Genomic DNA, 13,956 nt, shown 5'->3' with positions numbered 1-13,956 from the left:
GTTTTAAAATGTTTATTATTAAACTTTATGGCAACATTAAGCGCAAGTTTGTTAAAAACTAATGTTCAGCCCTGATTCTAGTTGAGATAATTATTAACCCCAGGAATCTCTACGCTTGGACCGGTAGCAATCCGGGCAATATACCGGCCTGCTGCCGTTGGGTTGGAAAGGCACACTGGTCATTTGTCCACATTGATCGCACATCACTTCATACATCTTTCTCTCCCTGGGTGCCCTGGCGCGGAAATTATTTTGCTGGCGACGAGACCTGCGGCATTCCGGGCAGCGTGAAGGCTCGTTTTCAAAGCCCTTTTCGGCATAGAATTCCTGCTCGCCAGCCGTAAATACAAATTCCCCACCACAGTCCTTACAAGATAAAGTCTTGTCTGAATAAGCCATTGTCCTGCTATTGTCCCCCTTATGAATTAGTGTTAACCATGGAACCTTTATTGATGATTCGCCAATTCATAAGCAGGAACGGGACTCACCACAAAAAATTCCATTAGTATGTCAATATAATATGGGAATTTAAATAAAATTACAACCTGTGAAATAAAATTTTTTAAGTTATTCTTCTTGCCTTAATTATAGTGGACCATTTCCTTTCCCTCCCTTGGCCTGCATCTTTCCCGGCTGGTTCAGGTTCCCTGGCAGCAGCAATTTCTTTTTTAGCAGGTAACAACTCAAAGGGGGCCGGAACCAATACAGGAATGCCCGAACGAGATACGTTTTCAATCTTATGCTTTAGATCACGTACTGTACTTTCCAACTTTTCAACTTGTTCCCTGGAGGCCTTCTTTTTTTCCGCTGCAACCAGGCATTCCAAATCCCTGAGCCTGCTGCGCAGTTTAAAATTACTGGACCTTAAGAACTCAATTTCGCCCGTCATTTCTAAAAATTTTTCATTGCTGAAAAGGGCGTTCTCCAATTGCTCGATCCGCTCGCGGTAAATCAGGTTGGTTCTGCTCAGTGCTTCATTCTCAACTATACAAGCCTTTATTTTCTGATCTTTTTCCTGTCCCATAATGCCGTTGGCAAGCCTGTACGTAAGCAGGGAACCGACAGCAGCACCAGCCCCCAAACAGGTTATAATCATTGTACCCTCTACCAGCACATCTTTCACCTCGTATCAGTTTTTATGAATTTACTTATTCTATGCATTTTTGTTAATTCCTTCCATAATTTAATTTTGCATAATGTATACATTTTCTCAAGCCAAGGCAGGATGAAGAAGATCCATGCAGAATTTCAATAATTATACTACTAACCATAGAGGGAGCGACAAAAATGAAGTTTGTTAAACTACCGGTGGAAGCACAAAAAATAATTAATAACCCCACCCACGAAGAATTGAAAGCATTGGCTCGGAAAGGATGTCGAAAAACTGTTTACGATAGTGCCAGTTTTATCTCCGGCGTACGTAATCGGAGCGCCAAAAAAACATTTATAGTGGAGGACGGGGTTCCCCTGGGCGTTGACCAGCAGGGCATCTCTGTCGAAGAAGCAATTAGAATTGCCGGTGAGGTTCATAAATACCTGAAAAACCAAGAGGTTATACAGCTGGATCGCCGTATGGGCTTACACCGAGACTTTAGCCTGCACTGCCGCCTCTATATTACCTCCAAATTTGCACGTATTCCCTTAAAGTGGAATATTATGCTGTTCCCGCCTGTTGATTCCGAGGCTGATCCGGATTTAGTAAGTGTTTACGTACCTGAATGGCACGAACGGGTGATATTTTGTCACCCCCTGGCCGGAATCACCTATATCCTTGGCACAGATTATTTCGGAGAAGCCAAAAAATCTTTCCTGCGCATGGCCATGTTCCGCTGTAAACAGTCGGGGGGACTTGGTTTCCACGCAGGCAGCAAAGTATTAAGGGTAAAAGATGTAACTGGAGAACTAAAAGATGTCGGTTTCCTGCTTTTTGGACTGAGTGGCACCGGCAAAACTACACTGACTATGCACGACCATGGTTTGAAGGAGCCTGAGAGAGCCATTATCAGGCAAGACGATGTAGTAATGATGAACCCACAGGGCTATTGTTTCGGGACTGAAAACGGCTTTTATATTAAAACTGAAGGATTGGACGAATCGCAGAAAGTTCTTTACAAAGCGGCACAAAGCCCCGAAGCGATATTTGAAAACGTAAAAGTTAATGACAACGGCCTGATTGATTTTGATAACAGTGAGCTGACTTCCAACGGCAGAGGCGTAATCCGCCGTGAAGATGTCCCGGGGGTTGATCAAGGCATCGACCTGGAAAAAGCCCATCGTCTGATATTCATCACCCGTCACGATACAATTGTACCTCCCGTGGCGAAGTTAAACCCTACCCAGGCTGCGGCATTCTTTATGCTGGGCGAATCCATCGAAACTTCGGCCGGCGACCCGACTAAGGCAGGACAATCCAAACGGGAAGTGGGCACCAACCCGTTCATCGTTGGTTTGGAAGGGGAAGAAGGAAACCGGCTGTTGGAAATATTGGAGGCCAACCCGGATATTGAGTGCTACCTCCTTAACACCGGCAGTGTGGGTACGGGCGGAAACCGGCCGGGAATAAAAATTAGCATTGGCGCATCCACCAACATATTAAAACACATCGCCAAAGGTGACATTAAGTGGAAACAAGACCCTGACTGGGGCTACCTGGTACCGGAATTAATCCCGGAAATGGATATGCATGCTTATGACCCTTCATCTTACTATGCCGAGGAAGATTACCATAGCATGGTGGACCAGCTCAGAGAAGAAAGAATTAAGTGGCTGGCCAAGTACAGGGAATTAAAGCAAGAGATTAAAAATGCAATAACCAAAGAATAAACATCAATGAGGCATGTTTAAATTGGGGACATAAAATTGGGGACATTCCTCGAAGAGGCGTGTCCCCTTTCCTATAAATGAGATTGCTTTGTCGCTTCGCTCCTCGCAATGGCAGATTAACTATATTTTCATCCTCCGCCGGTGATGCGCCGGCGGTATGGTGGTTTACCCGGAAAAACTGTGGTTAGGAGGGCCGGCGTAAATGGATGTTGTCTAATATAAAAAAGGTAATATTATGATCTTGTCGAATAGATTTAGATTATTTATTTACATTGGAGGTAGACATGCCCTCAGAAAAAATTGCCCTGATAACCGACAGCACCTGTGACCTGCCAGGTGTAATACTGAACAAGATCAACGCCTGGGTTTTGCCCCTGAAGATTATTTACAAGGACAGGGTCTTTAATGACAGGGTCGATATCCAGCCCCAGGATGTGTATGACAAGATGCCTGCTGAAGTTCCCACCACTTCTATGCCCACGCCTGAAGAGGCCAGGACATTGCTGGAGAAGCTCAGTGCTGAAAATTTCACCCATGCGATATCAATTCACATTTCCAGCGGGCTTAGCGGCACTTACGAAACGATAAAAACCGTAGCACGGCAATTTAACAAAATGAAAGTGGAGGTAATTGATTCCCGTGCCCTTTCCCTGGCCCTGGGGTTCCTGGTGCAGGAAGCCGGGAGATGCATCCAAAACGGGCTTAATTTTGACAGTGTTATAGCACGGGTTAACGAAATACAAAAAAAGATAAACGTATTTTTTGTTGTCAAAACCCTGGAATATTTGAAAAAGGGCGGTAGAATCGGTTATGTTGAGGGAACGGTTGGCCAGCTGCTGGATATTAAGCCGATAATTTCGATAAATGAGGAAGGCAAGTATTTTAGCTGGGGCAAAGTTCGGGGCAGGAAAAAATCTATTAACAAATTGATAGAAATCCTTAAAGAAAAAGCTTCTGGAAAAACAATCAACATTGCCGTCGCTCACGGAGATGCCGAAGAAGAAGCCAGAAAACTTATGGAAAGAATAAAAAATGCAAAAGAGTTTCAAATTAAGGAATTCACGTTCGCACAGTTAAGCCCGGTAATGGGTGTGCATGCCGGACCGGGATTAATTGGCGTGGCTTTTTACGAGGTATAATGAAAATTATTATTGACGCCGACGCTTGTCCCAGGCAGGTTCTACAGATATGCGCACAGGTGGCGCGCGAATACGGGCTTTTGCTGCATACTGTGGCCAGCTTCAACCACAACATAATATCCGACCATCATACCACTGTGGGAAACGGCCCCCAGGAAACAGACCTGGCGGTAATTAACATGACCCAATCCGGGGATATCGTCATAACCCAGGACTGGGGGCTGGCCGCACTGGTGCTGGGCAAACACGCGGCGGCCGTTTCCCCTGCCGGCAGGATTTATCGCCAAGATACCATTGAATTTTTATTGGAGGAACGCGAGCTTAAAGCCCGTTGGCGCAGGAGCGGTAGGCAAACCAAAGGGCCCCGCAAGCGCACAACGAACGATGATGAACGTTTCGCCGCCGCATTGCGCAGGGTAATCCTGGAAATAAAACTTTTAAAATAACGCCTCCATAATGGTCTTTTTCAGTTCCAAGAACCGGGGTGCCGTAACAATCTCCGCGCTCCGGGGCCTGGGCAGGTCTATTTCCAAATGCAGTGCAACCCTGGCCGGGCGGGGGGTAAGCACGTAAACACGGCTGGATAGTAAAAGCGCCTCATCAATATCATGAGTAACGAAAAAAATCGCCTGCCCGAACTTTGCCCAGATATCCAGCAGCCACAGCTGCATCCTGGTCCTGGTTATGGCATCTAAAGCTCCAAAGGGCTCGTCCAGCAGTAAGACCGGGCGCCGTGCCAGGACCGTCCGCATCAGTGCCGCCCGCTGTCGCATTCCCCCGGAAAGTTCGGCCGGGTAACTGTTTTCAAAGCCGGCCAGGCCGAACAGGGACATCAATTCCCGTGCCTCACGCCTAGCCTTCTCCCTGTTCATCCCGTCCACCTCCCGGGCCAGGATTACATTGTCAAGCAGCGACCGCCACGGCAGCAGCAGGTCTTTTTGCGGCATGTAGGAGACAACTTCCCCTGCGCCTACTCCTTCCCGGCCGTCAAACAGCACTTTGCCCCGGTCGGGCTCGGCCAGGCCGCAGATAATATTGAACAAGGTGCTTTTTCCGCAGCCGCTGGGCCCGATCAAACTAACGAACTCCCCTTGCCCTATCTCCGCCGACACCCCGTCCAATACAACCAGCCGCTTGCCGTCCACCTCATACGACTTCCCAACATCCTCCAATATAATTCCCAACTATCCCCCTCCTCCGGGGTCAGGGAGATGTGTCCCCGTTCCTTATTTCTCCGGCAAAAACTCGTTGGTGTACGCCTTATCCGTATCTATCATTTTGGGTAGCAGTTTGCGCTCATACATCCACCTGGCGTAACGCTCCCATACTTCGCCCTTTTGTTCACCCCAGCGAGGTGCATCATCCTGATAGCGGGGGCTGAGATACTTTTGGCTGGCCAGCACCAGTTTTTTATCCGATTCAGGCGCATATTTGAGCAGTATTTGTGCTGTTTCATCCGGGTGCTGCGCGGCATACACGTAGCCTTTGGACGTAGCCCGCATGAATTTTTTGACCAGCTCAGGGTTTTCCGCAGCCAGCTTTTCTCCGGTAATCAACACTGGAGTATAGTAATCCAGCGCCGGGTCAAGCTTACGCAATTCCAAAAAATTAAGGTCAATGCCCCTTTGCTCGGCTTCAATGCCGGTCCAGCCGTAATAAATCCAGGCAAAATCAATATCACGGTCAATGGCGGTAAAGAAATCCGAAGTGCCAATGTTAAAAATTTTAACCTTGGAAAAATCGCCGCCATCTCCTTCCACCACAGCTTTAATCATTGCTTCCTCGGTGGGGGAGCCCCAACCTCCGTACCGTTTCCCTTCCATATCTTTTGGCCTGGTGATACCGGTTTCCTGCTTGGAAGCAAAACCGGAAGTATTATGCTGTATCACCGCGGCTATTGATACTACCGGCACGTCACTGGACCTGGCCAGGGTTACGTCTTCCTGGTAGCTTACTCCAAATTGCGCTTTGCCGGTGGCAACCAGCTGAGTGGTCCCGCCTTCGGTGGGCTCCACTATCTTGGCATTAAGGCCCTCTTCCTTGTACCAGCCTTTGTCCAGGGCCACATAAAGTCCGGTATGATTGGTGTTGGGCACCCAATCGAGCATTATTGTTATATCCTGGGGCTCAGCTTTGGCTGCAGGATCTTCCTTGCCGGCAGCCCCTTCTTCCTTGCCGGCAGCGCAGCCTGCGCTTACTAACAGCGCTAAAACCAGAAACAGCACCATCGCCAATTTTTTAATCATTACTCCTGCTCCTCTCCTTAAAATACCACGGCATGGCCAGCCTGGCCAAAAGTATAATTAATACAAACAGCAGCAAACTAACTGAAGAGATAACAATGATAGCCGCAAATACCCGGTCTAATTGATAAGAGTGGGAGGCCCTGGTCATAAACACTCCCAGGCCGCTGCCGGCCCCCAGCCACTCGCCGATCACCGCGCCCATCACAGCGTAGGTGCCGGCAATCTTTAAACCGGAGAAAAAAGAAGGCAGGGCGGCTGGGAACCGAACTGTTTTAATTATTTTCCAGTTGCTTGCACCCATGACCCGCAATAAATTAACCATATCCGGGTCGGCCGCTTCCATGCCCTCCACCATACTAACCGCAACCGGGAAAAAGCAAACCAGCGCCACAACAATTACCTTGGGCAGCAGTCCCAGCCCGAACCAGATTAACAGCAGCGGGGCAATTGAGATAATTGGTATCGTTTGGGACAGCACCAGTAAAGGATAGATCCCCCGCTTAAACCAGGGGGAAGAATCCATCAGTACAGCCACCGCCAAGGCGAGAAAAACAGCTGCCACCAGTCCGGTAACTGCTGCCAGTAAGGTACTTTGGGAATGGTACATCAGGAGCGGCAGCATGTCTTTAAGGGCAGCGGCAACCTGCCACGGCGCAGGAAGCAGCCAGGCCTCAATTCCTGAAAAAGTCACTAAACCCTGCCAAATCGCAATCAGTGCAACAATAAAAACCAGCGGGGCCGTAAATTTGCTACTGCGGGGCATTTCTATATTTACCGACCTTTTCTTCCATTGTCACCCCTTGTGGCGCATAGTCGATTTTTACAATTGTCATAACCCGTTCTGCTCCGGCAGCAATACAGGCCTGCTGGGCGTTCTTAACTATATCCAGCAGTTCGTCCAGCTCACCTTCCATGGTGGTTTCCATCGGCCCTACCTCATATTTGACCCCGGACTGCTGAACCACTTCAATGGCCTTGTCAACAACCGCATAGCTGTTTCCGCCCGGCACCTGCGGCAAAACTTGAAAGCTGACATTAATTACCGCCATGCAATCCACCTCGCTCATTAATTTTTATTAACAACAGCAGGCCGGAATTAATAGTTATCTCCGCCCTGTCTGCAGCCAACCGGTTGCTGATTCCGTAGGGATTGCCGATAGCGAATACGGCATCGCGCAAAGGCCATTTAGCCCCTGTCACATTAATCCCTGAAACTTCCGCCGTCAATGGCAGCAGGGAAAACAATGCTCCTGCTTCACCTTCCACTAATGCTCGCTCACCGGGGTACACCAAACTAATATCGTTATATTCATTAACAATCCTGGCCCGTACACCCTGCTCCCCGGCAGCCGCCAGCAAGTGGACGTTGGCCAGCGAATGATCAAACCTGGTCCCCAAAGCGCCCAGGATTATTATTTCATCGGGCTTGCCGGCCAGGGCCTCGGCCAGGGCCAGGGCGGTATCGGTGTCGTCTTTATCAACTGGATATTCCTTAATAACTGTGCCTAATTTTCTAAAGTTTTCCAGCAGCTCCCGGTCAATGGAATCCATGTCGCCGACGATCATATCGGGCACAATCCCTATACCGGCGGCATAGCTGGCGCCGCCATCAACACAAATCACTCTGTCTTCCGGTTTAATTATTTCAGCCAGCCAGCTTGCCTCGCCGGCGCTGCCGCCGGTTATAATAACACAGCGCATTTAGTACCTCCAAACATAAAAAGCGCACCCCATAGGCCAGGTGCGCCGAAGCATCAATCCTTTCCTACGCGGGCATTACCCCGATCAGGTTCATTGGGTCAGGTGCTCTATTAGCCCTTTCTCAGCCCAAAACATGAGCTCCCCAGGTATTATTTTTCATTTTTATGATTTTATGATAATTATACAGTTTTATGACTTTCAGTCAATGGTATAATATTACCCAATTATATGGCAGAGGTGATCATATGCCCGCTGAATACCCCCCGCACCCGGTCCCTGCTGCGTCCGCGCTGGTATATAATAATAATGGCAAAATACTGTTGATACAGCGAAAACTTGAACCGGGCGCAGGCAAATGGAGTTTGCCCGGCGGAAAAGTCGAGCTGGGTGAAACCGCCCGGGCAGCCGCAGTCAGAGAAACGTTTGAGGAAAGCGGCATTCGGGTGGAAACAGAGAAGCTGTTAGATGCTGTTGACGTTATAATAACAGATGATAAAATGCGAACCCGTTATCATTTCTTGATTTTGGTTTATTTAGCGCGCTACGTTTCAGGCAGGTTGCAGGAATCACCTGAAACGATGGACGCCCGGTGGGTGCCGTTAAAGGAGGCCTTGGAATACGACCTTACCAGTACGGCCCATACAGTCATAGAGTCATTTATAGTTGAATTAAAGATTCGCATATAAACAAGATTATTATGCGGAGTCTTGAGTATGCAAGTATGCGGAACATGACAATTCACCCATAAAAGCTGCTAATTCATCCGGCTTTAGCGACTGCTGCCCGTCTGAAAGCGCCTGATCAGGGTTTGGGTGGACTTCCAGCATCACCCCGTCGGCACCTGCGGCCAGAGCGGCACGGGCCACCGGCAGCACAAGTTCCCGCCGACCCGTGCCGTGGCTGGGGTCAGCTATCAAGGGTAGGTGGGACAGGAATTTTACCGCAGGTATGGCATTGATGTCAAATGTATTGCGGGTATAGGTTTCAAAGCTGCGAATGCCCCGCTCACAAAGAATAACTTCCTGGTTGCCCTCGGCCAAAATATACTCGGCGGCCAGCAGCCATTCATCAAGCGTCGCGGAGAGCCCGCGCTTAAGCAATACCGGAAAATTTAGCCGGCCTACTTCTTTGAGTAACCCGAAGTTCTGCATGTTTCTGCTGCCAATTTGAATAATGTCGGTATAGCGGCAGACATCGGAGATATGCACTACGTCCGTTAATTCAGTGATAACCGGCATACCGGCCGCCCGCCCGGCGTCTGCCAGAATGCGAAGCCCATCCACACCCAATCCCTGAAAAGAATAGGGGGACGTGCGCGGCTTGTAGGCGCCACCCCGCAATATGTGCACGCCCAGTCTTTTTAATTTGCAGGCCAGCTTGACCATCATTTCCTCTTCTTCAACGGCGCAGGGCCCCGCGATAACAACAGGCGTGCCCCCGCCTATATTACAATCCCCCACCCTGATAACGGTGTTATCCACTTTGCTTTCTCTGCTGACAAGTTTATAATTGGGTCGCATTTTTAGTTCACCTCCGGACCGGCCAGAGCCTGTTTCAGTTCCTTCACTTTTTCACATACCTCGTTTACCAGCCCGGCTGAGCCCGCCCGGCGGGAAACAATATTTACCAGGGCACTGCCCACCACCACTGCATCGCAATGGCGGGCAACTTTAACCGCCTGCTCCGGCCCGGAAATTCCAAAGCCCACCGCTACGGGCAGCTCGCTATACTGTCTGACCGCACCGGTCATGGCGGAAAGATCGGTCAGAATGTTCTCCCGCTCCCCGGTTACACCCGTCACCGAAACGCAGTAAATAAAACCGCGGGCTCTGGCGGCAATCATTTGCAATCTCCCGGGCGGCGTGTTGGGCGTCACCAGGGGGATTAAATCCAAGCCGTTTTTATCTAATGCCTTTAGCAGTTCATCCGATTCCTCGGGCGGCAGATCGGGCACAATCAGACCGTCTCCCCCCGCCCTGGCCAGGCCGGCGGCAAATTTGGCCGGCCCGTACTGCAGCACCGGGTTGTAATAAGTCATCAGCACCAGTGGTACGTCACTGCGGCTCCTGATTGCTTGAACCGCTTCAATGATGCCCTGCACAGTGGTGCCCCCGGCCAGCGCCCTCTGGGAGGCCGCCTGGATGGTGGGACCGTCAGCCACGGGGTCTGAGAAGGGAACACCAAGTTCAAGCACATCCGTCCCGGCTTCCGCCATAGCCACCGCCAGTTCCACGGTGGTTTTCAAATCAGGATCGCCGGCGGTAATATAAGCGATAAGACCTTTCTGCCCGGAAGCAAGCACTTCTTCAAGCCTCGCCTTTATCCTGCTATTGGCCGTTCTAGTCATTTAAGGACACCCCCATTTCCGCGGCAACGGTATGCACATCTTTATCCCCACGGCCGGATAAGTTAACAATAATCACGTTTTCCCCGGGTAATTCCCTGGCCAGGCGAACAGCTGCGGCCAGGGCGTGGGCGCTTTCCAGGGCGGGGATAATGCCCTCGGTGCGGCAAAGCAATTTAAATGCGTCCAGCGCCTCCCGGTCGGTGGCCGAAACATACTCGGCCCGGCCGGACTCTTTAAGATAACTGTGTTCCGGGCCAACGCCCGGGTAATCCAGCCCTGCCGAAATGGAGTGGACGGGAACTACTTGGCCGTCGCCGTCCTGGAGCAGGTAACTTAATGAACCGTGCAATACTCCGGGCTTACCCTTTGATAACGTGGCGGCGTGGAGACCGGTTTCCAGCCCGTGGCCGGCCGCCTCGACGCCAACCAGCCGCACCTCCCGGTCCCCGATAAAGGGGTAAAACATGCCCATGGCATTACTGCCGCCCCCAACGCAGGCAACCACGCAGTCGGGCAGCCGGCCGGCCTGCTCCAGAATCTGGCGCCTAGCCTCGTCGCCGATCACCCGCTGAAAATCCCTGACGATCATTGGATATGGGTGGGGGCCCGCCACCGACCCGATTAAATAGTAAGACGTTGCTATATTGGTAACCCAATCCCGCATTGCCTCGTTCATCGCATCTTTGAGGGTTTTGCTGCCCGATGCCACAGGCACCACTTCTGCGCCCAGCAGCTTCATGCGAAAAACGTTCAGGGATTGGCGCTTGATATCTTCTTCACCCATGTAAACGGCACACTCCAAGCCAAACATGGCCGCTACCGTAGCTGTGGCCACCCCGTGCTGCCCCGCCCCGGTTTCGGCAATGATGCGTTTTTTACCCATCCGGCGGGCCAGCAGCACCTGGCCAATGGTATTATTGATTTTATGTGCTCCGGTGTGATTAAGGTCCTCCCGTTTCAAGTAAATACTAGCCCCGCCCAGCGATTCGGTTAACCCGCGGGCGAAATACAGTGGGGACGGCCTTCCCACATAGTTGGCCAGATAATAACGATATTCTTCCTGAAAAGCGCTGTCTTTGCTTACCTGCTCGTAAGCTTCGATTAATTCCTCCAGCGCCGGCATCAGTGTTTCGGGTACGAACTTGCCGCCAAACCGGCCGTAATAGCCCCGATCATCCGGTAATGCCAATGTCATCTATTAAACCCCCTTGGCCAGAGCGATAAACTCTTTGATTTTTTGCGTGTCCTTCTGCCCGTCTGTTTCAACCCCTCCGGAGACATCAACTGCATATGGCCGGACGGTTCGGACCGCCTCGCGTACATTGAAGGGGTTTAGACCACCCGCCAGAAGCAACGGCTTCGGGCAGGCCATATTTTCCAACAGAGACCAGTCAAAGGTTTTCCCGGTCCCCCCGTAACTTTTCTCACAATAAGTATCAAATAAAAAGGCATCGGCCCGGAAGCCATTCAAGCCGGGCACCGGCTTGCCGTTGCCCACCCGCAGTGACCTGATTACCGGCAGAGAAAGATTTAAAGAATAGCCTGGCGGCTCGTCACCGCTCAGCTGAACAGCAGTGAGGCCGCAGTACCGGGCTATCTGCTCAATCTCCGCCGGCGATGAGTTTACAAATACTCCCACCCGGGCGACAAAGGGCGGCAGCTGGGCAATAATTGCACGGGCCGCTTCCGGCTGGATGCGGCGGCGGCTGGGAGCAAAGACAAAACCCAAAGCATCGGCTCCCGCCTCCACCGCCGCCAGGGCAGTATCAGCGCCGGTAATACCACAAATTTTCACTTTAACCTGGTAATCTTTGTTCATACCCGGCCACCTTTGCTGCTTTGCCAACTCCTTTTAACCGCCAGACCCCTTCCCGGAGATCACCGGAAGTCATTAGCGACTCGCCCACCAGCACCGCATCGGCGCCGTAACTACCCAGCGTTTCAACGTCCGTCCTTGTTTTTATCCCACTTTCGCTAACCACGGTAATATCCGGCTTGTTGATATAACCAATCAATTCCTGCGTGGTTTTAAGATCTACTTTAAAAGACCGCAAATCCCGGTTATTAATCCCAATTATTGACGCCCCGGCTGCTATTGATCGCTCTATTTCACCGGGGGTGCGGGTTTCCACCAGCGCTTCCATGCCCAGCGCGCGGGTTGTATCAATAAATTCCCCCAGTTCTCCGTCAGCCAGCGCTCCTGCTATCAACAACAAAGCGTCGGCTCCTAAAAAACGGGACTCATAAATCTGATATGGATCAATGATAAAATCCTTTCTCAATAATGGCTGCCGGGTCATTAACCGGGCCGCGGCCAGGTATTCCGGAGCACCGCCGAAAAACTCGCTGTCTGTCAATACGGAAATTGCATCCGCTCCCGCCTCCCGGTAAGCGGCAACTGTTTCCATCAGGTTAAAATTTTCAGTTATTATTCCCCTGGACGGGGAGCGCCTCTTAACTTCGGCAATTAAAGCCACTTCCCCGGGACGCTGCAGCGCCGGGCCGAACCCAACCGTAGCAAAGGGCATATCAGCCACCCGCTCTATCAGCTCTTCCAAAGGCAGGCGCTTCCTGCGATCTGCAACTTCTTCCCTTTTATGCCGTAGAATTTTTTCCAGAATGTTTTCGCTCATAGCGCCGCAACCTTGGCTTCCTTGCAGCCCGTCGTAAATCTGATCATTTCCTCCAGTTTGGCCAGGGCGGCGCCGCTGTCTATGCTGCGGGCCGCCAGACCGACCCCGGCGGCGAAATTATTCGCCACTCCGGCCGCCATCAAACCCAGGGCAGCGTTCATCACCACCGCATCATATTTGGGTCCCTTATCGCCTCTCAGCAACTTCAATATTATCCTGGCATTTTCTTCGGGAGAGCCCCCGGCCAACTGGTCAGCACCGGCAGGTGCAAAGCCATAAGCCGCCGGGTCCAGCTCATATTCATCAACACTTCCATCGCGAACTTCACACACCAGTGCAGGACCCACCGGTGAAACCTCATCCAGCCTCCCGGCGCCATGCACCACGAAAGCCCGCCTGGCACCAAGCCGCACCAGTACTTCTGCCAGCACACGCACCAGCTTTGGACTGTAAACGCCCAGCACCTGGGCCTGGGCGCCGGCCGGGTTCGTCAGCGGTCCCAGAATGTTGAAAACAGTGCGAAACCCCAGCTCCCGGCGCGGCGCAGCGGCATACTTCATGGCTCCATGCAGCAAAGGAGCGTAAAGAAACGCAATCCCCACCCGGTCCAGGCAGATGCCTGCTTCATCTGGAGTAAGGTCCAGGTTAACCCCCAGGGCTTCCAGCACATCGGCACTGCCGCAGCGGCTTGATACCGAGCGGTTGCCGTGTTTGGCCACTTTAACTCCCGCACCGGCCAGCACCAGCGCCGCAGCGGTGGAAATATTAAACGTGTTGGCTCCGTCCCCTCCGGTGCCGCATGTGTCTACAAGCAGAGGGTGCGAGCTGATAACAGGCGTTGCTTTACTGCGCATCACCCTGGCAAAGCCTGTTATTTCATCAATAGTCTCACCTTTCAATTTTAAAGCGGTTAACAGCCCGGCTATTTGGGCCGACGTTGCCCCGCCCTCCATAATTTGCTCCATCGCTCCGGCGGCTTCGGTTTCGGAAAGGTTCTCACCGGCCACCACTTTGTTTAATAAATCTTTAATCACTCCGCTCAGCTCCTCTAAACTATTTCAATATAT

General features: G+C 51.4%; 17 protein-coding genes and 1 riboswitch. Of the genes, 4 read left to right on the top strand and 13 right to left on the bottom strand.

What is annotated here, in order from left to right:
- Window positions 1-93: 93 nt before the first annotated feature.
- Window positions 94-399: a zinc-ribbon domain containing protein gene (locus H569_RS0108115; RefSeq protein WP_027364588.1), complete on the bottom strand. Its 306-nt coding sequence runs from the start codon at window positions 397-399 to the stop codon at window positions 94-96.
- A 163-nt stretch (window positions 400-562) separates the two neighbouring features.
- Window positions 563-1,096, bottom strand: coding sequence for a hypothetical protein (locus tag H569_RS0108110; protein ID WP_169726457.1), 534 nt, complete (start codon window positions 1,094-1,096; stop codon window positions 563-565).
- Between the two features lie 104 nt (window positions 1,097-1,200).
- On the opposite strand from H569_RS0108110, the gene H569_RS0108105 reads away from it, so the two are divergent.
- The 3 genes from H569_RS0108105 (at window position 1,201) to H569_RS0108095 (ending at window position 4,408) form a co-directional block, all read left to right on the top strand.
- Window positions 1,201-2,823, top strand: a complete 1,623-nt coding sequence (locus H569_RS0108105) for a phosphoenolpyruvate carboxykinase (ATP) (protein ID WP_309294780.1) — start codon at window positions 1,201-1,203, stop codon at window positions 2,821-2,823.
- Between the two features lie 284 nt (window positions 2,824-3,107).
- Window positions 3,108-3,962: a DegV family protein gene (locus tag H569_RS0108100; RefSeq protein ID WP_027364585.1), complete on the top strand. Its 855-nt coding sequence runs from the start codon at window positions 3,108-3,110 to the stop codon at window positions 3,960-3,962.
- Entirely contained in the window at window positions 3,962-4,408 is a 447-nt protein-coding gene (locus tag H569_RS0108095) for a YaiI/YqxD family protein (protein ID WP_027364584.1), read from the top strand. The genes H569_RS0108100 and H569_RS0108095 overlap by 1 nt, the downstream gene beginning before the upstream one ends.
- Here H569_RS0108095 and H569_RS0108090 read toward each other — a convergent pair.
- Genes H569_RS0108090 through H569_RS0108070 form a run of 5 tightly spaced genes read right to left on the bottom strand, consistent with a single transcriptional unit; the run spans window position 4,400 to window position 7,909 of the window.
- Window positions 4,400-5,146 carry an ABC transporter ATP-binding protein gene (locus H569_RS0108090; RefSeq protein ID WP_027364583.1) on the bottom strand — a complete coding sequence of 249 codons (747 nt, stop codon included), beginning with the start codon at window positions 5,144-5,146 and terminating at the stop codon, window positions 4,400-4,402. The genes H569_RS0108095 and H569_RS0108090 overlap by 9 nt on opposite strands.
- 42 nt (window positions 5,147-5,188) lie before the next feature.
- On the bottom strand, window positions 5,189-6,208 hold the full coding sequence (locus H569_RS0108085) for an ABC transporter substrate-binding protein (protein ID WP_027364582.1): 1,020 nt from the start codon (window positions 6,206-6,208) through the stop codon (window positions 5,189-5,191).
- Window positions 6,201-6,899: an ABC transporter permease gene (locus H569_RS0108080; protein WP_238492496.1), complete on the bottom strand. Its 699-nt coding sequence runs from the start codon at window positions 6,897-6,899 to the stop codon at window positions 6,201-6,203. Before H569_RS0108080 ends, H569_RS0108085 begins: the two co-directional genes overlap by 8 nt.
- Before the next feature lie 58 nt (window positions 6,900-6,957).
- Window positions 6,958-7,257, bottom strand: a complete 300-nt coding sequence (locus H569_RS0108075; RefSeq protein ID WP_027364580.1) for a thiamine-binding protein — start codon at window positions 7,255-7,257, stop codon at window positions 6,958-6,960.
- Entirely contained in the window at window positions 7,244-7,909 is a 666-nt protein-coding gene (locus H569_RS0108070) for a thiamine diphosphokinase (RefSeq protein ID WP_027364579.1), read from the bottom strand. The genes H569_RS0108075 and H569_RS0108070 overlap by 14 nt, the downstream gene beginning before the upstream one ends.
- 44 nt (window positions 7,910-7,953) lie before the next feature.
- Window positions 7,954-8,064, bottom strand: a riboswitch (TPP riboswitch).
- Window positions 8,065-8,154: 90 nt separating this feature from the next.
- Between H569_RS0108070 and H569_RS0108065 the strand changes: the two genes are divergently transcribed.
- Window positions 8,155-8,595, top strand: a complete 441-nt coding sequence (locus H569_RS0108065; protein ID WP_051273456.1) for an NUDIX hydrolase — start codon at window positions 8,155-8,157, stop codon at window positions 8,593-8,595.
- 9 nt (window positions 8,596-8,604) lie between these two features.
- Here the strand turns inward: H569_RS0108065 and aroF are convergent, their stop codons facing one another.
- From aroF to trpD, 6 genes are read right to left on the bottom strand one after another with little or no spacing between them, the layout of a single operon-like run.
- Complete coding sequence (gene aroF, locus H569_RS19685) at window positions 8,605-9,429, bottom strand: 3-deoxy-7-phosphoheptulonate synthase (protein ID WP_051273454.1); 825 nt, start codon at window positions 9,427-9,429, stop codon at window positions 8,605-8,607.
- Window positions 9,430-9,431: 2 nt separating this feature from the next.
- A complete protein-coding gene (gene trpA, locus H569_RS0108055) occupies window positions 9,432-10,256 on the bottom strand; it encodes a tryptophan synthase subunit alpha (RefSeq protein ID WP_034629972.1) in 825 nt (274 codons plus the stop codon).
- Entirely contained in the window at window positions 10,249-11,451 is a 1,203-nt protein-coding gene (gene trpB / locus H569_RS0108050) for a tryptophan synthase subunit beta (RefSeq protein ID WP_027364576.1), read from the bottom strand. The genes trpA and trpB overlap by 8 nt, the downstream gene beginning before the upstream one ends.
- A gap of 3 nt (window positions 11,452-11,454) precedes the next feature.
- Window positions 11,455-12,075, bottom strand: a complete 621-nt coding sequence (locus H569_RS0108045; RefSeq protein ID WP_027364575.1) for a phosphoribosylanthranilate isomerase — start codon at window positions 12,073-12,075, stop codon at window positions 11,455-11,457.
- Complete coding sequence (trpC, locus tag H569_RS19680) at window positions 12,053-12,889, bottom strand: indole-3-glycerol phosphate synthase TrpC (RefSeq protein WP_081410932.1); 837 nt, start codon at window positions 12,887-12,889, stop codon at window positions 12,053-12,055. Before trpC ends, H569_RS0108045 begins: the two co-directional genes overlap by 23 nt.
- Complete coding sequence (gene trpD, locus H569_RS0108035) at window positions 12,886-13,923, bottom strand: anthranilate phosphoribosyltransferase (RefSeq protein WP_027364574.1); 1,038 nt, start codon at window positions 13,921-13,923, stop codon at window positions 12,886-12,888. Before trpD ends, trpC begins: the two co-directional genes overlap by 4 nt.
- Between the last annotated feature and the right edge of the window lie 33 nt (window positions 13,924-13,956).

The sequence above is a fragment of the Desulfotruncus alcoholivorax DSM 16058 genome (assembly GCF_000430885.1).
In the GTDB taxonomy this organism is placed as follows: Bacteria; Bacillota; Desulfotomaculia; order Desulfotomaculales; family Desulfallaceae; genus Desulfotruncus; species Desulfotruncus alcoholivorax.
This window is presented reverse-complemented; position numbering and strand designations above follow the sequence as displayed.